The organism is Geodermatophilus sp. SYSU D01105 (genome assembly GCF_054050095.1).
In genome coordinates, this window is sequence record NZ_JBJGYR010000026.1 from 33,761 (window position 1) to 55,461 (window position 21,701).

A 21,701-nucleotide genomic window follows, 5' to 3' on the forward strand; every position below is an offset into this window, starting at 1 on the left:
GCCCCCCGCCGCTCGCACGCCCGCAGCAGGCCTGGGCGCGGCGCCGGGGCCCGGCACGGGGCCGCCGGGCGCACGTACTGTTCAGGTGTGGGCGGGCGGCGCGGCAGACGGGCGGGAGCCGCGGCAGGCGCCGCCGTGCTGACGCTGGTCCTGGCCGCGTGCGGCAGTGGCGGCTACGAGCCGTCCGGCCCGTTCCGGCCGCTGCCCGAGGGTCCGCCGCCGCAGGTGGGGCCGCCCACCGAGTCGACGCCGCCCCCCGCCCCCGGCGACCCCGCCGAGCCGAACTCCGGTGAGGAGGGCGGCGACCCCAACGTCGTCGCCTCGGGCCTGACCGTGCCCACCGGCCTGGTCGTGCTGCCCGACGGCAGCGCGATCGTCGGCGAGCGGGAGACCGGCCGGCTGCTGCAGGTCTTCCCGGACCGCTCCCCCGCCGAGGAGCTGATGACCGTCGGCGGCATCGACACCGCCGGGGACGGCGGGCTGCTCGGGCTGGCGCTGTCCCCCACCTTCGCCGAGGACGGCCTGCTCTACGCCTACGTGTCCACCGCGACCGACAACCGCGTGGTCCGCTTCCCGATCGGCGGCACGCCCAACCCCGTCATCACCGGGATCCCGCGCGGCGAGACGCACAACGGCGGCGGACTGCTCTTCGGCCTCGACGGCACGCTCTACGTGGGCACCGGCGACACCGGCAACGCGGGCCTGGCCCAGGACCCCGCGTCGCTGGCCGGCAAGGTGCTGCACGTCGACGTCTTCGGCCAGCCGGTGGGCGGGGACGGCCCGGTGTTCAGCCAGGGCCACCGCGACGTCACGGCGCTGTGCCTCGGCGGGGACGAGACGGTCTTCGCCACCGACGACGCGGCGGAGGGCGCGGACGAGCTCAACGCGCTCACCGACGGCGGCGACTACGGCTCGCCGGAGGACCGGCCGGACAGCCTCGGCCCCGTCGTCGACGTCCCGGCGGTGGAGGGCGGCCTGGGCGGCTGCGCGGTCTCCGGCCGCACCGTCTTCCTCGGCGCCCTCGACGGTCGGCGGGTGCACACGGTCCAGCTCGACGCGACCGGGGTCGCCGTCGAGGAGCCCACCGCGTTCCTGACCGACCGCTACGGCCGGCTGCGGACCGTCGTCCTCGACACCGAGGGCGCCCTGTGGATCACCACGTCCAACCGCGACGGCATCGGCACCCCGGCCGAGGACGACGACAAGGTGCTGCGCATCCTCCCGCCGGGCGGCTCCTCCGACTCCCCGTTGTGAGCCCTCGTGCCCGAGCGGCCCGCGAGGGGCCCGCTCGGGCACGAGGACCAGGGCTGCGCGCGGCGGGGCGGCACCCGGCCGTGGTGTCAGAGCACGCGCTCCTCGAGCATGCGCTTCACCGTCGCCGCGTCGGCCTTGCCGCGGGTGGCCTTCATGACCGCCCCCACGAGCGCGCCGAGCGCCTGGACCTTGCCGCCCTTCACCTTGGCGACGACGTCCGGCGCGCCGGCGATCGCGGCCTCGACCGCGGCCACGAGCTCGTCGGACTCCCCCAGGACCGCCAGGCCGCGGGCCTCGACGACCTGCTCGGGGTCGCCCTCCCCGGCCAGCACGCCGTCGAGCGCCTGGCGGGCCAGCTGGTCGTTGACCGTGCCCGCGGCGACCAGCGCGGTGAGTTCGGCGACCTGCCGCGGGGTGACCGCCAGCTCGGAGAGCTCGACCCCGGCGTCGTTGGCCCGGCGGGCCAGCTCACCCAGCCACCACTTCCGGGCGTCGGCCGGGGTGGCGCCGGCCGCGACGGTGGCGTCGACCAGGTCGACGGCACCCGCGTTGGCGATCCAGGCCATCTCGGTGGCCGACAGACCCCACTCCTCCTGGAGGCGGGTGCGGCGCGCGGCGGGCAGCTCGGGCAACTCGGCGGCGAGCTTCTCCACCCACTCGGCGTCCGGCGCGACCGGGACGAGGTCGGGCTCGGGGAAGTACCGGTAGTCGGTGGCCTCCTCCTTGCTGCGCCCGGGCGAGGTGGTGCCGGTGTCCTCGTGGAAGTGCCGGGTCTCCTGCAGCACCCGCCCACCGGCGTCCAGGACCGCGGCCTGGCGGCGCATCTCGTAGCGCACCGCGCGCTCGACGCTGCGCAGCGAGTTGACGTTCTTGGTCTCGGTGCGGGTGCCCCACTCGAGGCTGCCGCTCGGCGCGAGCGAGGTGTTCACGTCGCAGCGCAGGCTGCCCTGCTCCATGCGGACGTCGGAGGCGCCGAGGGTCTGGATGATGTCGCGCAGCTCGGTGACGTAGGCGCGCGCCACCTCGGGGGCCTTGGCGCCCGCGCCCGGGATGGGCCGCGTGACGATCTCGACCAGCGGGATCCCCGCACGGTTGAAGTCGACCAGCGAGTAGTCGGCCCCGTGGATGCGGCCGGTGGCGCCACCCACGTGCAGGTTCTTGCCGGTGTCCTCCTCGAGGTGCACCCGCTCGATCTCCACGCGGTAGGTCTCGCCGTCCACCTCGACGTCGAGGTGCCCGGCGGTGCAGAGCGGCTCGTCGTACTGGCTGGTCTGGAAGCCCTTCGGGATGTCCGGGTAGAAGTAGTTCTTCCGGGCGAAGCGGCACCAGGTCGCGATCCGGCAGCCCAGGGCCAGCCCGATGCGGATGGTCGCCGCGATGGCGGCCGCGTTGGCCACCGGCAGCGAGCCGGGCAGGCCGAGGCAGACCGGGCAGGTGTGGGTGTTGGGCGGGGCGCCGAAGGTGGTCGCGCAGCCGCAGAACATCTTCGACGCGGTACCCAGCTCGACGTGGGTCTCCAGGCCGATGACCGGCTCGTAGCGGGTGAGGACCTCGTCGTAGTCGACGAGGTCCTCGCCGGTCCGGGTGGTGGTCATGAGGGGTTGCCCTCCTTCGGGCCGGTACGGCCGGAGAACCAGGCTCCGGCGGCGGTCAGCAGGCCCAGGACGATGAAGACGGCGAAGAAGACCTCGCCGGTCACGATCCAGCCGACCAGACCCACGACGACGACGAACGCGGTGAGGGCCCAGGCGGCCTTGAGCGGCCCGTTCACGCGCGGGTCGCCTGCGTCGTCCGCTGCGCGAGCTCGTCGAGCAGCCGGTGCCCGCGGGCGGAGTCCAGCGCGGCCTCCACGGCGGCGGCGACCCGGTAGCACCGGTCGTCGGCCAGCGCGGGGGCCATCACCTGGAAGCCGACCGGCAGCCCCTCGGAGAGCCCGCACGGGACGGAGATCGCCGGCAGCCCGGCGAGGCTGGCCGGCAGGGTGCACAGGTCGGCGGCGTACATCGCCAGCGGGTCGTCGACCCGGGCGCCGATCGGCCACGCCACCGTCGGGCTGGTCGGGCTCACCAGGACGTCGACGTCGGCGAAGGCGGCGGTGAAGTCCCGGGTGATCAGCGTCCGGACCTTCTGCGCCTGGCCGTAGTAGGCGTCGTAGTAGCCGGCCGAGAGCGCGTAGGTGCCGAGGATGATCCGGCGCTTCACCTCCGCGCCGAAGCCCTGCTCGCGGGTCAGGGACATGACCTCGTCGAGGGAGTGGCTCCCGTCGTCGCCGACCCGCAGCCCGAAGCGCATGCCCTCGAAGCGGGCCAGGTTGGACGACGCCTCGCTGGGCGCGATCAGGTAGTACGCGGGCAGCGCGAGGTCGAAGGACGGGCAGGAGACCTCACGGACCTCCGCGCCCATGCCCTCCAGCAGCGCCACCGTCTGCCGCACCCGGTCCAGGACACCGGGCTCGTAGCCGTCGGTGTGCCCGTCGCCGCCGAGCTCGCGGACGACACCCACGCGCAGACCGGCCAGTTCGCCGCGCGCGCCCTCCTGGGCGGCCTTCACCAGGACCGGCACGGGGGCGTCGATGCTCGTGGAGTCACGCGGGTCGTGCCCGCCGATCGCCTCGTGCAGGACGGCGGCGTCGAGGACGGTGCGCGCCATCGGCCCGGCCTGGTCGAGGCTGGACGAGAAGGCGATGAGCCCGAACCGGGAGACCGAGCCGTAGGTGGGCTTGTGCCCGACCAGCCCGGTGACCGCGGCCGGCTGCCGGATGGAGCCGCCGGTGTCGGTGCCGAGCGCCCACGGGGCCAGGCCACCGGCGACCGCCGCCGACGACCCGCCCGAGGACCCGCCCGGGATGCGGTCGGGGTCCCACGGGTTGCGGGTCGGCCGGTAGGCGGAGTTCTCCGTGGACGAGCCCATCGCGAACTCGTCCATGTTGGTCTTGCCCAGCAGCACCGTGCCGGCGTCCTTCAGCCGCTTGGCCACGGTGGCGTCGTAGGGCGGCCGCCAGCCCTCGAGGATCCTCGAGCCGCTGGTGGTGGGCACGCCCTCGGTGACGAAGACGTCCTTGAGCGCGACGGGCAGGCCGGCCAGCGGGCCGAGCTCCTCCCCCGCGGCGCGGGAGGCGTCGACCTCGCCGGCGCGGGCCAGCGCGGCCTCGGGGTCGACGTGCAGGTAGGCGCCGACGGCGCCGTCCTCGGCGGCGATCCGGTCGAGGTAGGCGCGGGTCAGCTCCACCGAGCTGACCTCGCCGGCGGCCAGCCGGCGGCCGAGCTCGGTGGCGTCGAGGTCGGTCAGCTCCACGGTCACTCGCCCTCCTCGCCGGCGCTCGTCGGCTTCGTGCCCGCCGGTGCTGTGTCCCTCTGGTGAGCTCGCACGCTCGCTCACTCCTCCTCCCCGAGGATCTGCGGCACCCGGAAGCGGTCGTCCTCCGCGGCCGGGGCCTGGGAGAGGACGACGTCGCGCGGCAGGCTCGGGGTGACGACGTCGGGACGCGTGACGTTGGTCAGCGGCACCGCGTGCGTCATCGGGGGCACGTCCTCGACGTCGGCCTTGCCGACCGCCGCCACGGCGTCGAGCACCGCGCTCAGCTGACCGGCGAAGTGGTCGAGCTCCTCGTCGCTCAGGGCCAGCCGGGACAGCCGCGCCAGGTGGGCGACGTCGTCCCGCCCGAGGCCGGCGGTGTCCGGCGCCGGGTCGGCGGCGTCCCGCGCGGCGGCGGTTTCCTTCGGGGAGGGGGTGCTCATGCTCTGGCGGAACTCCACTTCGGCGGGGCCTCCGCGGCCCTGCTGGGGACCGGGATCCAACCCCGCCACTGTACGTGGGCCGCTTCCCGGTCCGGCCGGCGCGGAGGTCTCCCGGCGACCGGCCGGGGGGCCTCTCGACCGCCGGCCGCCCCGTGCGGGAAGCTGACGGCGCCCGCGATCGACGGAGATCGGCCCGTACCCCGCGCCCCGGAGGAACCGTGTCCTATCTCCTGCGGCTGGTCGTCCCCGACCGTCCCGGCATCCTCGGTGCCGTGGCCACCGCGCTCGGCACGGCCGGGATCGACATCGTCTCGGTCGACGTGCTGGAGCGGGGCGGCGGCGTGGCCGTCGACGACGTCGTGGTCGACCTGCCGGCCGATCGGCTCCCTGACAGCCTGATCACCGCCGCACACTCCGTGGAGGGCGTGCAGGTCGAGTCGCTGCGGCCGTTCGCCGGGCCGCTGGACACCCACCGCGAGCTCGAGCTGCTCGAGTCGCTCGCCCGCGCCGCCACCGATCCCCCACCCACCCTCGCGGTGAAGCTGCTCGCCGCCGAGCTGCCCCGCGTGTTCCACAGCGGCTGGGCCGCGGTGCTGCACGGTGGGTCCGAGGGGGCGCCGTGCGAGGTGCTGGCCGCCTCCGATGCCGCACCCACCTTCGACGGGATGGTCCTGCCGTGGCTGCCCCTGGCCGCGCCGCGGCTGCTGCCCAGCGAGGACGACTGGCTGCCGGAGCGGTGGCGGGAGATGGCGATCGAGATGATGGTCGCCCCCTTCGGCGGCCCGGGGACGGCGGTGGTGCTGGGCCGGTCCGGCGGACCGGCCTACCGGCGGTCGGAGCTGCTGCGCCTGGTCCACCTCACCGGCATCGCCGCCAGCGTGGCGCACCTGCCCCCGGCCTGACGGAGGACCCTCCTGCCCCCCGCAGGAGGGCCGTCGGTGAGGACACCGCCGCTCGGCCGGCGGTCAGGGTCCGGCGGGCTCGCTGCCGTCGCCGATCGTGGCCACCGCGCGGGCGGCGTCCGGCCCCTCCTCCAGCAGCACCCGGAAACCGTCGTCGTCCAGGATCGGCGCCTTGACCTGCACGGCCTTGTCGTACTTGCTGCCCGGGTCGGCGCCCACGACGACGAAGCCGGTCTTCTTGCTGACCGAGCCGGTGACCTTGCCGCCGCGCTCCTGGATCGCCGCGATCGCCTGGTCGCGGCTGTGGTCACGCAGCGAGCCGGTGACGACGACGGTGACCCCGGTCAGCGGGCCCGGTCCGGCGTCCTCGCCCTCGTCGGCCATCCGCACCCCGGCCGCCCGCCACTTCTCCACGACCTCGCGGTGCCAGTCGACGGCGAACCAGTCCCGCACCGACCTCGCGATCGTGGGGCCCACCCCGTCGGCGGCCGCGAGCTCCTCCTCGGATGCCTCGGCGATCCGGTCCAGGGAGCGGAAGTCGCGGGCGAGCGCCTGGGCCGCGGTCGGGCCGACGTGCCGGATCGAGAGCGCGACGAGGACCCGCCACAGCGGGACGTCCTTGCGGGTCTGCAGGTTGGCCAGCAGCTTGCGGCCGTTCGCCGACAGCGCGCCGTCCTTCTTGGTGAAGAACGCCGTGCGGCGCAGCGCCTCCTCGTCGAGGGAGAAGATGTCGCCCTCGTCCTGCAGCAGGGAGCTCTCCAGCAGAGCGATCGCCGCCTCGTAGCCGAGCACCTCGATGTCGAAGGCGCCGCGCCCGGCGACGTGGAACACCCGCTCCCGCAGCTGCGCCGGGCAGGACCGGGCGTTCGGGCAGCGGATGTCGGCGTCGCCCTCCTTCTCCGGCCGCAGCTCCGTGCCGCACTCCGGGCAGTGCGTCGGCATGACGAACTCGCGCTCCTCGCCGGTGCGCGCGGCCGCCACCGGCCCCAGCACCTCGGGGATCACGTCGCCGGCCTTGCGGATGACGACGGTGTCCCCGATCAGCACGCCCTTGCGCTTGACCTCGCCGGCGTTGTGCAGCGTGGCCAGCTGGACGGTGGACCCGGCGACCTTGACCGGCTCCATGAACGCGAACGGGGTCACCCGGCCGGTGCGGCCGACGTTGACCCGGATGTCGAGCAGCTTGGTGGTCGCCTCCTCCGGCGGGTACTTGAAGGCGATCGCCCAGCGGGGCGCGCGGGAGGTCGAGCCGAGCCGGCGCTGCAGGGCGATCTGGTCGACCTTGACGACGACGCCGTCGATCTCGTGCTCCACCGAGTGCCGCTGCTCGCGGTAGCGCTCGATGAAGGCCCACACGCCCTCCAGGTCGTCGACCACCTCGTAGCGGCTGCTGACCGGCAGGCCGAGCGCCCGCAGCCGCTCGTAGGCGGCCGACTGGAACTCCGGGGCGAAGCCGTCTCGCGCGCCCAGCCCGTGCACGACCAGCCGCAGCGGCCGGGAGGCGGTGATGCGCGGGTCCTTCTGCCGCAGCGACCCGGCAGCGGCGTTGCGCGGGTTGGCGAAGGGCGCCTTGCCGGCCTCGACCATCCCCGCGTTCACGTCGGCGAAGGCGGCGACCGGGAAGTAGATCTCCCCGCGGACCTCGAGCAGCGCGGGCACGTCGTCGCCGGTCAGCTGCTGCGGGACGTCGTCCATCGTCCGGACGTTGGCCGTGACGTCCTCGCCCGTGACACCGTCGCCCCGGGTGGCCGCCCGCACCAGCCGGCCGCGCTCGTAGACCAGCGCCACCGCGACGCCGTCCACCTTGAGCTCGCACAGGTAGGTGGCGGCGCTGCCCACCTCCCGCTCGACGCGGGCGGCCCAGCCGGAGAGCTCGTCGCTGCTGAAGACGTTGTCCAGGCTCTGCATCCGCTCCAGGTGCGCGACCGGGGCGAAGGTGGCCGCGAAGCCGCCGTTGACCTTCTGGCTCGGCGAGTCCGGGGTGACCAGGGCCGGGTGCTGGGCCTCGATGCCCTTGAGCTCACCCATGAGCTCGTCGTACTGGGCGTCGCTGACCAGCGGCGCGTCCTGCACGTAGTAGGCGAAGGCGTACCGGTCGAGCTCCTCGGAGAGGTCCCGGTGGCGGGTGCGTGCCTCGTCGGGGACCTCGGTGAGGTCCTCCCGCTCGGTGGCGGCAGCCACCTCGGGCGCGTCGACCGACGACTCGTCCAGTTCGGCTTCGGTGGTCACGGCCGAACGGTATCCGGCGCCTGGGACAGCGAACCGGTCGTTCCCCCAGGCGTGTGCGTCACTCCGGCTGCAGGTACCGCGCCGCCTCGCGGACGTGGGTCATCGCCGTCCGCGCGTAGCCGGGGGTCGCGCCGGCCAGGCCGCAGGAGGGCGTGAGGGTGACGGCCGTGTGCAGCTGCTCGGCGGGGAAGCCGAGCTCGTTCCACCAGGCCTGCACCCGGGAGGCGGTCGCCTTCGGCGCCGGCAGGGTCGCGTCGGTGCCCGGGACGACGCCGGGCAGCAGGTGGGTGCCCGCGTCGACGGCGGTGCCGACGGCGTCGAGGTCCTGCACCAGCCCGAGGTCGAAGGACAGCGCCGCGGCACCGGCGGCCCGGAGCAGCTCCAGCGGGGCACGGTTCGCGCAGCAGTGCAGCACGACGGGCACCGGCAACGCCGCGACCACGGCGGCCAGCTCCTGCTCGACCACCGGGGCCGGGACGGCGGGCAGCTTGCCGAAGCCGCTCACGGTGGGCAGCGCCCCCTGCAGCACGGCGGGCACCGTGGGCTCGTCGAGCTGCACCACGATGCGGGCCCCCGGCACCCGGGCGGCGACGGCGGCCACGTGGGCGGCCAGCCCCTCGGCCAGTGACTGGCCGAGGTCCCGGCGCGCACCCGGGTCGACGACGGCCCGGTCGCCCCGGGTGCGCTCCAGCGCGGCGGCGAGCGTCCACGGCCCGGCCGCCTGCAGCTTGAACGGCCCGTCGTGGCCCTCGGCGACGTCGTGGAGGGCGTCGAGGTCGCGCGCCAGGAACTCCTGCGCCCGGCGCAGGTCGACGCCCGGCCGCGGGACCAGCCGCCAGCCGGCCGGCGTCAGCTCGACGGCGAGGTCGACCAGCAGCGCGGCGGTGCGCCCCACCATGTCGGCACCGGCGCCGCGGCCGGGCAGCTCCGGCAGGTGCGGGAACTCCGGCAGCTCACCGGTGACGATCCGCACCGCCTCGGCGGGGTCGGTGAAGGGGAGTGAGCCGACGCCCGAGGCCGGGCCCCACGTGGTCGGGGTCGCGGCGGCGTCGTCGGCGGTCGGGTCGCTGGGCGTGACGGGGTCGATCGGCGAGGCCACGACGGCGACGCTAGTCGCGCAGCCCCGGCCCAGGAGCCCCGGCCTCAGGCGAGGACGGGCCGCCCGGTGGCGACGACGGCGCCCTGGCCGAGCACGAGGTCGCCCCGCTCGGCGTCGGGCGCGTACAGCACGGCGGACTGTCCCGGCGCGACGCCCCGCTGCTCGGCGTCCAGCCGCAGCCGGAGGCCGCCGTCCTCGGCCGCGGTCACCTCGCAGGGCACCGGCGTCCCGTGGGCCCGCAGCTGCACCTCGGCCCGGAGGGGCAGCTCCGGCGCCGGGCCGGTCCAGGACGGCGCCGCCGTGCGCACCTCGGTCACGCCCGTGAGGTCGGCGGTGCCGATCGTCACCGCGCGGGTCACCGGCTCGATGCCGAGCACGTACCGCGGCCGGGAGTCCCCGACGGCCACGCCCAGCCCCCGTCGCTGCCCGACGGTGAAGCCGTGGGTGCCGGCGTGCTCCCCCACCGTGGCGCCGGTGGCCGCGTCCACGACCGGGCCGGGCCGCTCCCCCAGCCGGCGGGCGAGGAAGCCGCGGGTGTCGCCGTCAGGGATGAAGCAGATGTCGTGCGAGTCGGCCTTGGTCGCGACGGCGAAGCCCCGCTCGGCGGCGATCTCCCGCACCCGCTGCTTGGTCATCGACCCCAGCGGGAACACCGCGCCGGCCAGTTGGTCGGCCGTGAGGACGGCGAGCACGTAGGACTGGTCCTTGCCGGCGTCCACCGACCGCCGCAGCTGTCCGTCGGCCAGCCGTGCGTGGTGGCCGGTGACGACGGCGTCGAAGCCCAGCGCCCGCGCGCGGTCGAGCACCGCGGCGAACTTGATCCTCTCGTTGCAGCGCAGGCAGGGGTTGGGGGTCCGGCCGGCCGCGTACTCGGCGACGAAGTCCTCGACGACGTCCTCGGTGAACCGCTCGGCGAGGTCCCAGACGTAGAACGGGATGCCCAGCTCGTCGGCGACCCGGCGGGCATCGTGCGCGTCCTCCACGCTGCAGCAGCCGCGGGCGCCGCTGCGCAGGGTCTGCCGGTCCGTCGACAGCGCCAGGTGCACGCCGGTGACGTCGTGCCCGGCGTCCACGGCCAGGGCCGCGGCGACCGCCGAGTCCACGCCCCCGCTCATCGCGGCGAGGACCCTCACCGGCGACCCATCCCCGCCCGGCGCGCCCGCTCCACCACCGGCTCGATCACCCCGAGCACGGCGTCGACGTCGGCGTCGGTGGAGGTCGTGCCGAAGGAGAACCGCAGCGAGCTGCGCGCCCGGTCGGGGTCGGCGCCCACGGCGAGCAGCACGTGGCTGGGCCGGGCGACGCCGGCACTGCACGCCGACCCGGTCGAGCACTCCACCCCGCGGGCGTCGAGCAGCATGAGCAGCGCGTCGCCCTCCGCGCCGCGGAACGACAGGTGGGCGTTGCCCGGCAGCCGCCCCGGCCCCCCGGCGACGACGTCGTCCAGCGGAGCGCCGTTGAGCTGCACGTCGGGCACCTGCGCCATCACCCCGGCCACCAGCCGGTCGCGCAGCGCGGCCATCCGCGCGGTCCGCTCCACACGGGTGCCGACGGCGGTGGTCGTGGCCACCTGCAGCCCGACGATGGCAGCGACGTCGAGGGTCCCGGAGCGCACGTCCCGCTCCTGGCCCCCGCCGTGCAGCAGCGGCGTGCACTCGGCGTCGCGGCGCAGCAGCAGCACGCCGGCGCCCATCGGCCCGCCCAGCTTGTGCCCGGTCATGGTCAGGGCGTCGACCCCGCTGGCGGTGAAGTCGACCGGCACCTGCCCGACGGCCTGCACGGCGTCGGTGTGCAGCGGCACGCCCACCGTGTGGGCGACGTCGGCCAGCGCGGCCAGGTCGCTCACGGTGCCGATCTCGTTGTTGGCCCACATGACGCTGGCCAGCGCGACGTCCTCCCCGTCGCCGAGCGCCGCAGCCAGCGCCTCCGGGGTCACCCGGCCGGTGGGCTCGACCGGCAGCCAGGTGATGTCGGCGGCGTCGTGCTTGGCCAGCCACTCGACGCTGTCGAGGACGGCGTGGTGCTCCGCGGGGCTCACCACGATCCGGCGACGGCGCGAGTCGGCGTCGCGGCGCGCCCAGAACAGGCCCTTGACGGCCAGGTTGTCGCTCTCGGTGCCGCCGCCGGTGAAGAGCACCTCCGACGGCCGGGCGCCCAGGGCGTCGGCGAGCCGCTCGCGGGACTGCTCGGCGGCGCGGCGCGCGGCGCGGCCGCTGGCGTGCAGCGAGGAGGCGTTGCCCACGCGGCCGAGCTGCTCGGTCATCGCAGCCAGCACCTCGGGCAGCACCGGCGTGGTCGCCGCGTGGTCGAGGTAGGTCATGACGCAGCCAATGTAGTCGCGGACGCGGGAGTGCCCCCCTCGGCCGGGGCGGCCGCCCGTGGGGCCACGACGGCGCCGAGCACGGCCAGCCCGGCGAGCAGCGCCGCGGCGAGGGCCACGGCGCCCGGCAGCGGCAGCAGCGCAGCGGTGGCTGCGGCGACCAGGACCCCCACCAGCCCGACGCAGAGCGCCGAACCGCTGACGTCGGCGATCTGGAAGGCCGCCGAGTCCGCGCCGCGACGGTGCTCCGGCGACGAGGCGAGCAGCAGCACGCCGACGGTGGGCATCCCCAGGCCCATGCCGAACCCGGCCACCGCCCAGGTCAGGTACGCCGGCCACCCGCCGACCCCGGGGACGGCGACCAGCGCGCTGCCGCCGACGCCCAGGGCCAGGAGCACGAAGCCGGCCCGCAGCAGCCGGGCCCGGGACACCGCGGGACGGCGGCCCTGCAGCTGGGACGCGGTCGCCCAGCCCACCGCGCCGGCGGTCAGCGGGAGGCCGGCGGCGGTGGGGCTGGCGCCGTGCAGCTGGGTCAGCGCCAGCGGCAGGAGCACGTCCATGCCGAAGAACGCCCCGGCCAGCAGCCCGCGGGCGCCGACGACGGCCGGCAGCCCCGCCCGGGCGCGGACGACGCCGGCCGGCAGCAGCCGCCGCAGCCCCAGGACGAGCGCGACCAGGCCCGCGCCGGCCAGCACTCCCGCAGCGAGGTCCAGCCGCTGGCCGGCCACCTGCAGCGCGCCGACACCCACCCCCGCCAGGCCGGCCCACGCCGTCCGGGCGCGCCCGCCGGCAGCGCCGGGGTCCGCCGGCGCGGCGAGGTCGCGCAGCGCCGGGAGCACCAGCAGCAGGCTGACCGCGGCCAGCGGGAGCAGCCCGAGGAACACCGCCCGCCAGCTGACGTGGGTGGTGACCAGCCCGGCGACCAGCGGCCCCACCAGCGCGGGCAGCACCCAGGCCGCGGAGATCGCGCCGAACAGGCGGGGCCGCAGCGCGGCGTCGTAGGCCTGCCCCGCGACGACGTAGAGCGAGACGGCGATCAGCCCGCCGCCCAGCCCCTGGACGGCCCGCGCGGCCACGAGCAGGGCCATGTCCCCGGCCAGCCCGGCGGCCAGCAGGCCGGTGCCGAAGACGGCGACACCGGCCACCAGCGCCGTCCGGGGGCCGCGCCGGTCGCCGAGGTCGCCGCCCACGACCATCCCGACGACCGAGGCCACCAGGTAGGCGCTGAAGGGCCAGCCGTACCAGGCCAGCCCGTCGAGCTCGGCGACCACCGTCGGCATCGCCGTCCCCACGGCCATGGCCTCGAAGGCGACGAGGGTGACCAGCAGGAGCAGCCCGGAGGTCGGCAGGCGGTGCCGCCGGTCGAAGAGCCCGTCCCCCGGCGCCTGCACGTCCACCTCCCCGCCAACCGTCACGCGCGGCCACGGCTTCCCCGACACGCATCGAGCGCCGGCCCCGTCGGACGGGACCGGCGCTCGGTGTGGCCTCGCCGCAGGGGCCCGCGCCGAGCGTCAGCGAGGCGTGGGGCAGCGAGGTCCTCTCACCTGCGGGCGGTGATCAGCTCGGTGGCCTGCGGGACGACGGTGTTGAGGTCGCCCACGACGCCGAAGTCGGCCAGCTCGAAGATCGGGGCCTCGGGGTCCTTGTTGACCGCGACGATCGTCTTCGACGTCTGCATGCCCGCCCGGTGCTGGATCGCGCCGGAGATGCCGACGGCGATGTACAGCTGCGGGGAGACGGTCTTGCCGGTCTGCCCCACCTGGAAGGTGTGCGGGTAGAAGCCGGAGTCCACCGCCGCGCGTGAGGCGCCCACCGCCGCGCCGAGGGAGTCGGCCAGGGCCTCGATGATCGAGAAGTTCTCGGCGCTGGCCACGCCGCGGCCGCCGGAGACGACGATCGAGGCCTCGGTCAGCTCCGGGCGCGAGGACTTCTGCTCGACCACGCGGTCGACCACGCGGGTGGCCTTGGCGGCCTCGGAGACGGTGACGGCCACCTGCTCCTCGGTCGCGGCGGCCGGGGCCGGCTCGGGGGTGACCGAGTTGCCGCGCACGGTGTAGATCGGCGTCCCGGTGGTGACCTTCGAGTGCACGATCGTCGCGCCGGCGAACGCCACCTGGGTCGCGGTGCCGTCGGGGGCGATCTCGGTGACGTCGGTGAGGAAGCCCGAGCCGGTCTTGACCGCCAGCCGCGCGGCGACCTCCTTGCCCTCCTGGGAGGAGGGGATGACCACCGCGGCCGGCGACGCGGAGGATACCAGCTGGGCGAGCACCTCGGCCTTGGGGGCGACGAGGAACTCGTCGACCTCCGGGGACTCGGCGACGTAGACCTTCGCCGCGCCGTACTCGGCCAGCTGCTCGCGGGCGGCGGCCGCCGAGCCGGGCGCGCCGACGACGACGGCGGCGGGCTCGCCGAGGGCGCGGGCGGCGGTCAGCGCCTCGAGCGTGGTCTTGCGGACGCCGTCGCCGGTCGGGTTGAGCTCGACGAGGACCAGGACCTCAGCCATGGGGGTTGCCTCTCTCCTTCGATTCGGTCCGGGTCAGACGATCTTCTGGGCGGCGAGGAAGTCGACCAGCTTCTGCGCGCCGTCGCCCTCGTCGGCGACCTTGACCCCGGCGCCCTTGGGCGGCCGGCCGGCGAAGTCGAGGACCTGGCTGGTGGCGGTGGCCAGGCCGACGGCCGAGGGGTCCAGGCCCAGGTCGGCCAGCGACTTCTTCTCCACCGGCTTCTTCTTCGCGGCCATGATCCCCCTGAAGGAGGGGTAGCGCGGCTCGTTGATGGTGTCCCAGGTGGACACGATCGCCGGCAGCGGCGCCTCCAGCGCCCAGTAGCCGCCGTCGGTCTGCCGCTCCACCTTCGCCACCCCGCCCTCGACGGTGAGCTTGCGGGCACCCGACAGCTGCGGGATGCCCAGCCGCTCGGCCAGCAGCGCCGGCATCACCGACATCTGGCCGTCGGTGGACTCCGCCCCGCACAGCACGATGTCGTAGGACAGCTGGGACAGCGCCGCCGCCAGCACCGCGGAGGTCTGCACCGCGCAGGAGCCGTGGATGGCCTCGTCGGTGACGTGCACCGCCTTGTCCGCGCCCATCGACAGCGCCTTGCGGATCGCGTCGGCGGCCGAGTCCGGCCCGACGGTCAGGACCGTGACCTCGCCACCGTGGGCCTCCTTGAGCTGGAGCGCCTCCTCGATCGCGTACTCGTCGATCTCGTTGACGACGTTGTCCGCGCTCCCCCGGGCGACGGTGTTGTCCGCCGCGTCCAGGGTGCGCTCGCTCCCGGAATCGGGGACCTGCTTGACCAGAACGACGATGTCCATCGCCAGACCCACCTCCGCGCTGGGGTCGGTGTCGCGGGTCGACGCCCGCCTGCTCGATACTGGAGGTTACCGCCGAGTAACGGGGCCGCCCGCCCGGGTCCGGGTGAGCCCGGTCACTCCCTCCGCGGACTACGCGCGGGGCTCCGCCGGCGCGACGAGGACCGGGCGCTCCGCGGGGGTCACGGTCACCGCGGCGCCGGGCACCAGGGCGGCGCTGTCGGCGCTGGCGACGTCCACGGCCACCTCGACCTCGCCGGGCAGCGCGACCGCCAGGCGGGTCACCGCGCCCGAGAAGGTGCGCGTGACCACCCGCCCGGCACCGTCCGGGTCGGCGGCGACCGTCAGCGACTCGGGCCGGACGAGGGCGACGACCGGACCGGCCGGCGGCACCGGCCCGGCGACCGGGCGGCGGACGCCGAGCAGCGCCACCTCGGAGCCGGCCCGCTCGGCGGGCAGCCGGTTCATCGTGCCGACGAACTCCGCGACGAACGCCGTCGCCGGGCGCTCGTAGAGGTCGTCGGGCGAGGCCACCTGCTCCAGCCGGCCCTGGCGCAGCACGCCGACCCGGTCGGCCACCGAGAGCGCCTCGGCCTGGTCGTGGGTGACGAAGACGGTGGTGATGCCCAGCTCCAGCTGGATCCGGCGGATCTCCTCCCGCAGCTGCACGCGGACCTGGGCGTCCAGCGCCGACAGCGGCTCGTCGAGGAGCAGCACCTGGGGGGCGACGGCGAGCGCGCGGGCCAGCGCGACGCGCTGCTGCTGGCCGCCGGAGAGCTGGTGCGGGTAGTGGCGGCCGCGGTCGGCGAGACCCACCACCTCCAGCAGCTCCGCGGCGCGGCGGCGCTGCTCGGCCTTCCCCTGGCGGCGGACCCGCAGCCCGAAGGCCACGTTGTCGGCGACGGTGAGGTTCGGGAACAGGCTGTAGGCCTGGAACACCATCCCCATGTCCCGCTTGCTGGCCGGCACGTCGGTGACGTCCCGCCCGTCGAGCAGCACCCGACCGGCGTCGGGCCGCTCGAAGCCGGCGATGGCCCGCAGCGCCGTCGTCTTGCCGCAGCCGGAGGGACCGAGCAGGGCCAGCAGCTCGCCACCGGCGATGTCGAGGTCGAGCCCGTCGAGGGCCAGCACGGAGCCGTAGCGGCGGCTGACGCCGGCCAGCCGGACGGCGACCCCCGGGCGCTCCCGGAGGTCGGCCGGCGCCGCGGCGACCCGGGCGGCGGGCAGCGGGGTGGTGGTCATGCGGACTCCTTCCCCGCCCGCCGGCGGTCCAGCGCGGAGATCAGCAGCAACAGCAGCCAGGTGAGGACGAGGGACAGCACCGAGACGGCCACCGACAGCTGCGGCCGCGACCCGGAGATCTCCAGGATCCAGGTCGGGAAGGTCCGGAACCCGAGGATCTGGGCGATGGTGAACTCCCCCAGCACCAGGGCCAGGGTCAGGAACGACGCGTTGAGCACCGACGTCCGCAGCAGCGGCAGCACCACCGAGACCAGCACCCGCGGCCAGGAGGCCCCCAGGTTGCGCGCGGCCTCGGTGAGGGTGCGCAGGTCGGTGCCCCGCAGGCCGGCGTCCAGGGCGCGGTAGACGAACGGCAGCGCCAGGACGACGTAGACCAGGACCAGGATCCACGGCAGCTCCGGGCGCTGGAGGGCGAAGAACGCCTCGGCCAGCGGGGTGCCGAAGAAGTGGTCGGGGGCCCAGGCCAGCACGCTGCGGACGCCGACGACCAGGGCGATCGGCGGCAGCACCAGCGGCAGCAGGGTGAGCAGCTCCACCGTCGTCCGCAGCCGGGGCAGGCGCAGCTCGACCAGGACGACGGTCGGCACCATGAGCAGCAGCGACAGCAGGACCGTGAGGACGGCGATGGTCAGCGACCGCCCGAAGGTCTCGGCGAACCCCTCGGCGGCCGGGATGGTCGTGTAGTTCTCGGCGGTCAGGCCGCCGGTGCCGCGGTCCCGGATGGTGAACCACACCGACGCCGCGATCGGCACGAGGAAGTACAGACCGGCCAGCACCAGCACGGCCCAGCGCCAGGCCCCGGCGCCGCGGCGGCCCGGCCGGACCGGGGTCTCGGGGGCGACGCTCCCGGCACCGGCGATGCCCGAGGTCGACAGCGCGGTCACGACAGCCACCGCTGGGTGCGCCGCTGGACCCAGGCGTAGAAGGCCATGACCACGCCGATGAGCGCCACCATGCCCAGGGCCAGCGCCTTGCCGAGGTTCTCCGACCCGACGACCACGTCGCTGGACAGCGCGTCGGCGATCTGCAGGGTCACCAGCGGGATGCTGCTGCCCACGAGCGCGCGGGCGGTGGCGTAGGCGGCGAACGCCGAGGCGAACAGCAGCATGGTGGCCCCGATGACCGGCGGGGCGAGTACCGGGCCGCCGACGTACCGCCAGTACTGCCAGCCGCTCGCGCCGAGGTTGTCCGCCGCCTCGCGCCACTGCGGGCGCAGCGCCTCCAGCGCCGGCGTGATGGTGAGGACCATGAGCGGGACGAGGAAGTACAGGTAGACCAGCGCCAGGCCGGCCATCGAGTACAGCGAGAAGCCCGACCACCCGAGGGTGTCGGTGAGCAGCGCGGTGACCACGCCGGCGTTGCCGATCGTGGCGATGAAGGCGAAGGCCAGCGGGATGCCACCGAAGTTGGCCAGCACGCCGGACGCGGTGAGCACCAGCCGGCGCAGCAACCGGCCGCGACGGGCGCGCAGCACGGCGACGGCCAGGGCCAGCCCGAGGGCGGCACCCAGGACGGCGGTGACCGCCGACAGCTGCAGGCTGCCGACGTAGGCCCGGCGGTAGGCGCCTTCGGTGATCGTGCCGAGGTTGGCCGCCGACCAGCTCTCCTCGAACGTGACCGGGTCGGTCACCCGGAACGCCTCGACCGCCAGGACCGCGACCGGCAGCACGAGGAAGACCGCGACGTAGAGGAAGAACGGCACCGCGCCGAGCCAGGTCAGCAGCCGGCCCCGGCCGCGACCGCGCGCACGCGCAGGGTCCGGGGCGGCGACCGCGGGGCCGCCGTCCCGGACCGGGGTGCTCGCCGTGGTGCTCAGCCGGAGATCTCCGCGTTCCACCGCTGGCCGACCGCCTGCTGGGCGGCGGTCTCCTGCTCCTGGGTCGGGAAGTCCGCGGTGCCCTCGACCGGCGGCAGGGCCGCCAGCGCGTCGGCGTCGGCCGTGCCCGCCTCCTGCATCGCCGGCAGCCGCACCGGCCGCGCGCCGCCGTTGAGCCAGAGGTTCTGCCCCTGGTCGCTGTAGAGGAACTCCTGCCAGAGCCGCGCGGCGGCCGGGTGCGGCGCGAACTTGCTGATCGCCTGGCTGTAGTAGCCGCCGAACAGCCCGTCGGTCGGGACGGCGACCTGCCACTCGGCGCCCTGGTCGGCGAGGTCGTCGGTCAGCGCGGCGTTGTTGTAGTCCCAGTCGATGGAGATGGGCGTCTCGCCGCTGAGGATCGTCGCCGGGGTGATCTCCACCGGGTTGAAGTTGCCGACGTCCTTCACCTGGCGGAAGAAGTCGATGCCGGGGCCGATGTCGTCGAGGCTGCCGCCGTTGGCCAGCGACGCCGCCCAGACCCCGGCGAAGGCCGCCGCCGCCTGGGTCGGGTTGCCGTTGAGCGCGACCTGGCCGGCGTACCGCGGGTCGAGCAGCTCGGCGAAGGTGGCCGGGCACTGGTCGACGACCGAGGCGTTGCAGCCGATGGAGACGTAGCCGCCGTAGTCGTTGTACCAGTGGCCCTCGGGGTCCTTCTGGTCCTCGGGGATCTCGTCCCAGGTCTGCACCCGGTAGGGCGCGAGCAGGTCCTGCGCCTGGGCCTGGCGGGCGAAGGTGGTCCCCAGGTCCAGGACGTCGGGGGCGCGGTCCTGCCCGCGCTGGCTGGTCACCGCGTTGAGCTCGTCCTGGCTGGAGCCGTCGGGGAGGGCGCTGTTGACGGTGATGCCGTACTCCTCCTCGAAGGTGGAGATCACCTCGCCGTAGTTGGCCCAGTCCGGCGGCAGCGCGATGACGTTGAGCTGCCCCTCGGCCTGCGCGGCCGCGACCAGGGCGTCGAGGTCCCCGAAGTCGGCCAGCGAGGTCGCGCTGGCCGCCTCACCGCCCGAGCCCCCGCCACCGGATCCGTCGTCCCCGCCGCCGCAGGCGGTCAGGGCCAGCGCCGCGGTGGCCAGCGCCGCCGCCGTCCGCACGGTGGGGCGTCTGCTCAGGGTCCTGCGCTGCACGTGTCTCCTCCAGGGGATGGGTCCGCCGCACCCGGTCGGGTGCCGGCGGGCGGGTTGCCGGGATGGTCGCAGAACGGAGGCGTCCGGAACGGGTCGCGCACGCCGACGGCAGGTGACGTCCCGGGGAACGGCTGGTGCGGTCAGCGCCCGGTGAACGTGGCCTTGCCCGGCCCGTTCTCGAGGAACGAGCGCATCCCGGCCTTCTGGTCCTCGGTGTCGAACAGCCCGGCGAACAGCTCGGTCTCCAGCGCGAGCCCCCGCTCCAGCGGCACGTCGAGCCCCTCCTCGATGGCCCGCTTGGCCGCCGCGAGCGCGAGCGGCGGGCCGGCGGCGAACTTGCGCGCCATCGCGACCGCCGTGTCGTAGACCTCGGCGTCGGGGACGACGGCATCGGCCAGCCCCATCTCCAGGGCCTCCTCCGCGCCGACGTGCCGGCCGGTGAAGACCAGGTCCTTGGCCTTGGCCGGCCCGACCAGGCGGGCCAGCCGCTGCGTCCCGCCCGCGCCGGGGATGACGCCCAGCAGGACCTCGGGCTGCCCGACCTTGGCGCCGGCGCCCATCACCCGGAAGTCCGCGCACAGCGCCAGCTCGTACCCGCCGCCGAGGGCGTACCCGGTGATGGCGGCGATGACCGGCTTCGGGATGTGCTGCACCGCGGTGAAGGAGTGGGTGAGCTCCCGGCCCCAGGCGACCATGCCGGCCCCGTCCAGCTGCGACATCGCCTTGATGTCGGCACCGGCGGCGAAGACCCGCTCCCCGCCGTAGAGGACCACCGCGCGGACGTCCTCGCGCTGCCCCGCCTCCAGGGCCGCGGCGCGCACCTCCATGTGCAACTGCTCGTCGATCGCGTTCATCTTCGGCCGGTCGAGGCGGATGGTCCCCACCCCGTCGGCAACCTGCAGGGTCACGAACTCCGGCGCTGCCATGGCGGTCCTCCACCGAGCTGGGACGACGTCGTCGCCGCACCCTAGCCATGGGCGGGGGCCCACCGCCCGACCACCCCGCCGTCCGACCGCTCTGCCGTCTGACCGCTCTGCCGTCAGCCGCCGCGCGCGGCCGGCAGGTGCTCCAGGCGCATGTTCTCCGGGACCGACCCGTTGGACCGCACGAGCACCTCCGGCTCCCCCCGGACCGCGGCCAGCGCGTCGACCAGGTCACCGCACCGCTCGGGGGACGGCACGGAGAAGCCGCGGCCGGTCACCACCCAGATCGATGCTCCCCCGGCGCGGTCGAGGACGTCCGCCGCGACGGTCGCCGACGGGGTCCCGGTGACCCGGTCGACGTAGTCGGTCCAGTCGACCCGGTCGGCCGGGGCCAGATCCGGGTGGACGACCAGGTCCAGCCCCCGTTCCGGTGGCACGAGCCGGTCGACCGACGGGCCGAGCTGGTCCGGGCAGAAGACGACCACGTCCCCGGGCCGGGCGTCGGCCAGGGCGCGGGCCACCTGCCCGGCCTGCGTCCGGGGGTCGGTGAGCTGCGGCAGCGCCGTGCCCAGGCCGAGGGCGGCCACCAGGGCGAGCCCGACCAGCCGGGAGCGGACGGTGGGCAGGGCGGCCAGCCCGAGTGCCGCCAGCGCCAGGAACGGCACCACGGCCACGCTGGTGTACCGGCCGTGCACCGCGGTGCCGGAGACCAGGCTGACCAGCCCGGCGAGGACGAGGGTGCCGATCGAGAGGGCCAGCAGGGCGGCCCGTGCGGGTCGCAGGCGCAGCGACAGCAGCACCGTGGCGTCCCCGGGGCTGCGCGCCGCCCGCACGGCGAGGGCCCCGAGCGCGACGAGCAGCACCAGCGCCGTCCCGAGGAGGTGGGCAGGGACCGCGAAGCCGCCGCGCCAGGCCTCCAGCGCGATGGGCAGGGCGGCCAGGCCCGGCGGCTGGGCCCACGGCGTGCCGGTGTGGGCCATCTGGAACAGCAGCGAGGGCAGCCACGGGAGGTACAGCAGGCCACCCAGGGCCAGGCCGGCCAGCACCCGGAGCGCGGTGCGCCGTCGCGTGCGCAGCCCCGCGAGGGCGAGCAGCCCGGTCACGGCGACCAGGTGGGAGGCCCAGACGTGGGTGAGCAGCAGGGCGCCGGTCACCCCGCCCAGCGCGAGCACCGGCCAGGGGCCCGGCCGGCGGACGACGGTGTGCACCGCGAGCCCGCCCAGCAGGACGAGGAGCACCAGCAGCGCGTACATCCGGGTCTCCGTCGCGTACCGGATGGCGAACGGCGAGGTGGCCAGCAGGACGACCAGTGCGACGGCCACGCGGCGGCCTGCCATCCGCCGCGCCACGGGCCAGGCCACCAGCAGGGTGAGCACGCTGATGAGCGCCGAGAGGCCCCGGACCGCGGCCGCGCCCTGGCCGAAGAGCCCGATCCAGCCGTGCAGCAGCAGGTAGTACAGCGGGGGCGAGCCGTCCACGCGCAGCGCGGCGAACAGCTCCGGCAGCGGCAGCCGCGCGATCGCGACGCTCTGCGCCTCGTCCAGCCACAGGTCCGGCGGGGCGACGAACCGCGTCACGACGCCAGCCGCGACGGCGGCCCCCACGAGGACGGCCAGCACCGCCGGGAGCACCGGCGTGCGCGACCGCTCCCCCGGCCGGGGCCCCGCGGCCGGCCGCGCCCCCGGTCGCGGCTCGTGCCGGTCGCG

19 protein-coding genes are annotated in these 21,701 nt (G+C 75.5%); 2 read left to right on the forward strand and 17 right to left on the reverse strand.

Annotated features, from left to right (window positions below; all coding sequences use genetic code 11):
- Nucleotides 1–135 precede the first annotated feature (135 nt).
- Complete coding sequence (locus ACI79I_RS20900) at nucleotides 136–1,254, forward strand: PQQ-dependent sugar dehydrogenase (protein ID WP_456994238.1); 1,119 nt, start codon at nucleotides 136–138, stop codon at nucleotides 1,252–1,254.
- Nucleotides 1,255–1,340: 86 nt separating this feature from the next.
- On the opposite strand, the gene gatB is transcribed toward ACI79I_RS20900, so the two are convergent.
- The 4 genes from gatB to gatC all read right to left on the reverse strand — a co-directional run bounded on the left by gatB (nucleotide 1,341) and on the right by gatC (nucleotide 4,991).
- Nucleotides 1,341–2,849, reverse strand: coding sequence for an Asp-tRNA(Asn)/Glu-tRNA(Gln) amidotransferase subunit GatB (gene gatB / locus ACI79I_RS20905; RefSeq protein WP_456994239.1), 1,509 nt, complete (start codon nucleotides 2,847–2,849; stop codon nucleotides 1,341–1,343).
- Nucleotides 2,846–3,025, reverse strand: a complete 180-nt coding sequence (locus tag ACI79I_RS20910) for a hypothetical protein (protein ID WP_456994240.1) — start codon at nucleotides 3,023–3,025, stop codon at nucleotides 2,846–2,848. Before ACI79I_RS20910 ends, gatB begins: the two co-directional genes overlap by 4 nt.
- Nucleotides 3,022–4,554: an Asp-tRNA(Asn)/Glu-tRNA(Gln) amidotransferase subunit GatA gene (gatA, locus tag ACI79I_RS20915; RefSeq protein ID WP_456994241.1), complete on the reverse strand. Its 1,533-nt coding sequence runs from the start codon at nucleotides 4,552–4,554 to the stop codon at nucleotides 3,022–3,024. The genes ACI79I_RS20910 and gatA overlap by 4 nt, the downstream gene beginning before the upstream one ends.
- A 74-nt stretch (nucleotides 4,555–4,628) precedes the next feature.
- Nucleotides 4,629–4,991, reverse strand: coding sequence for an Asp-tRNA(Asn)/Glu-tRNA(Gln) amidotransferase subunit GatC (gene gatC, locus ACI79I_RS20920; RefSeq protein ID WP_456994242.1), 363 nt, complete (start codon nucleotides 4,989–4,991; stop codon nucleotides 4,629–4,631).
- 218 nt (nucleotides 4,992–5,209) lie between these two features.
- On the opposite strand from gatC, the gene ACI79I_RS20925 reads away from it, so the two are divergent.
- Nucleotides 5,210–5,893 (forward strand): ACT domain-containing protein, encoded by a 684-nt coding sequence (locus tag ACI79I_RS20925; protein WP_456994243.1) that lies wholly within the window; start codon nucleotides 5,210–5,212, stop codon nucleotides 5,891–5,893.
- Between the two features lie 63 nt (nucleotides 5,894–5,956).
- Here ACI79I_RS20925 and ligA read toward each other — a convergent pair whose 3' ends face one another.
- The 13 genes from ligA to ACI79I_RS20990 form a co-directional block, all read right to left on the reverse strand.
- On the reverse strand, nucleotides 5,957–8,122 hold the full coding sequence (gene ligA / locus ACI79I_RS20930; protein ID WP_456994244.1) for an NAD-dependent DNA ligase LigA: 2,166 nt from the start codon (nucleotides 8,120–8,122) through the stop codon (nucleotides 5,957–5,959).
- 58 nt (nucleotides 8,123–8,180) lie between these two features.
- Nucleotides 8,181–9,221 (reverse strand): methionine synthase, encoded by a 1,041-nt coding sequence (locus ACI79I_RS20935; protein ID WP_456994245.1) that lies wholly within the window; start codon nucleotides 9,219–9,221, stop codon nucleotides 8,181–8,183.
- A gap of 44 nt (nucleotides 9,222–9,265) precedes the next feature.
- Nucleotides 9,266–10,354, reverse strand: a complete 1,089-nt coding sequence (mnmA, locus tag ACI79I_RS20940) for a tRNA 2-thiouridine(34) synthase MnmA (RefSeq protein WP_456994246.1) — start codon at nucleotides 10,352–10,354, stop codon at nucleotides 9,266–9,268.
- The gene (locus tag ACI79I_RS20945) at nucleotides 10,351–11,541 is read right to left on the reverse strand and encodes a cysteine desulfurase family protein (protein ID WP_456994247.1); all 1,191 of its coding nucleotides are present in this window, start codon (nucleotides 11,539–11,541) and stop codon (nucleotides 10,351–10,353) included. The genes mnmA and ACI79I_RS20945 overlap by 4 nt, the downstream gene beginning before the upstream one ends.
- Nucleotides 11,538–12,932: an MFS transporter gene (locus ACI79I_RS20950; RefSeq protein WP_456994248.1), complete on the reverse strand. Its 1,395-nt coding sequence runs from the start codon at nucleotides 12,930–12,932 to the stop codon at nucleotides 11,538–11,540. Before ACI79I_RS20950 ends, ACI79I_RS20945 begins: the two co-directional genes overlap by 4 nt.
- 149 nt (nucleotides 12,933–13,081) lie before the next feature.
- The gene (locus ACI79I_RS20955) at nucleotides 13,082–14,044 is read right to left on the reverse strand and encodes an electron transfer flavoprotein subunit alpha/FixB family protein (RefSeq protein WP_456994249.1); all 963 of its coding nucleotides are present in this window, start codon (nucleotides 14,042–14,044) and stop codon (nucleotides 13,082–13,084) included.
- Between the two features lie 33 nt (nucleotides 14,045–14,077).
- Nucleotides 14,078–14,857, reverse strand: a complete 780-nt coding sequence (locus tag ACI79I_RS20960; RefSeq protein WP_456994250.1) for an electron transfer flavoprotein subunit beta/FixA family protein — start codon at nucleotides 14,855–14,857, stop codon at nucleotides 14,078–14,080.
- A 129-nt stretch (nucleotides 14,858–14,986) separates the two neighbouring features.
- On the reverse strand, nucleotides 14,987–16,096 hold the full coding sequence (locus tag ACI79I_RS20965) for an ABC transporter ATP-binding protein (RefSeq protein ID WP_456994251.1): 1,110 nt from the start codon (nucleotides 16,094–16,096) through the stop codon (nucleotides 14,987–14,989).
- Nucleotides 16,093–16,980, reverse strand: coding sequence for an ABC transporter permease subunit (locus ACI79I_RS20970; RefSeq protein ID WP_456994252.1), 888 nt, complete (start codon nucleotides 16,978–16,980; stop codon nucleotides 16,093–16,095). Before ACI79I_RS20970 ends, ACI79I_RS20965 begins: the two co-directional genes overlap by 4 nt.
- Nucleotides 16,977–17,933, reverse strand: a complete 957-nt coding sequence (locus tag ACI79I_RS20975) for an ABC transporter permease (protein ID WP_456994253.1) — start codon at nucleotides 17,931–17,933, stop codon at nucleotides 16,977–16,979. Before ACI79I_RS20975 ends, ACI79I_RS20970 begins: the two co-directional genes overlap by 4 nt.
- Entirely contained in the window at nucleotides 17,909–19,072 is a 1,164-nt protein-coding gene (locus ACI79I_RS20980; RefSeq protein WP_456994254.1) for an extracellular solute-binding protein, read from the reverse strand. Before ACI79I_RS20980 ends, ACI79I_RS20975 begins: the two co-directional genes overlap by 25 nt.
- Before the next feature lie 140 nt (nucleotides 19,073–19,212).
- On the reverse strand, nucleotides 19,213–19,998 hold the full coding sequence (locus ACI79I_RS20985; protein ID WP_456994255.1) for an enoyl-CoA hydratase/isomerase family protein: 786 nt from the start codon (nucleotides 19,996–19,998) through the stop codon (nucleotides 19,213–19,215).
- A gap of 113 nt (nucleotides 19,999–20,111) precedes the next feature.
- Nucleotides 20,112–21,626, reverse strand: coding sequence for a glycosyltransferase family 39 protein (locus ACI79I_RS20990; protein WP_456994256.1), 1,515 nt, complete (start codon nucleotides 21,624–21,626; stop codon nucleotides 20,112–20,114).
- Between the last annotated feature and the right edge of the window lie 75 nt (nucleotides 21,627–21,701).

Bases quoted from the DNA above. Each gene is read 5' to 3' on its own strand.
- ACI79I_RS20960 (WP_456994250.1), bottom strand. From the start codon at position 14,857: ATGGACATCGTCGTTCTGGTCAAGCAGGTCCCCGATTCCGGGAGCGAG.
- ACI79I_RS20985 (WP_456994255.1), bottom strand. From the start codon at position 19,998: ATGGCAGCGCCGGAGTTCGTGACCCTGCAGGTTGCCGACGGGGTGGGG.
- gatC (WP_456994242.1), bottom strand. From the start codon at position 4,991: ATGAGCACCCCCTCCCCGAAGGAAACCGCCGCCGCGCGGGACGCCGCC.
- ACI79I_RS20945 (WP_456994247.1), bottom strand. From the start codon at position 11,541: ATGACCTACCTCGACCACGCGGCGACCACGCCGGTGCTGCCCGAGGTG.
- ACI79I_RS20965 (WP_456994251.1), bottom strand. From the start codon at position 16,096: ATGACCACCACCCCGCTGCCCGCCGCCCGGGTCGCCGCGGCGCCGGCC.
- ACI79I_RS20955 (WP_456994249.1), bottom strand. From the start codon at position 14,044: ATGGCTGAGGTCCTGGTCCTCGTCGAGCTCAACCCGACCGGCGACGGC.
- gatB (WP_456994239.1), bottom strand. From the start codon at position 2,849: ATGACCACCACCCGGACCGGCGAGGACCTCGTCGACTACGACGAGGTC.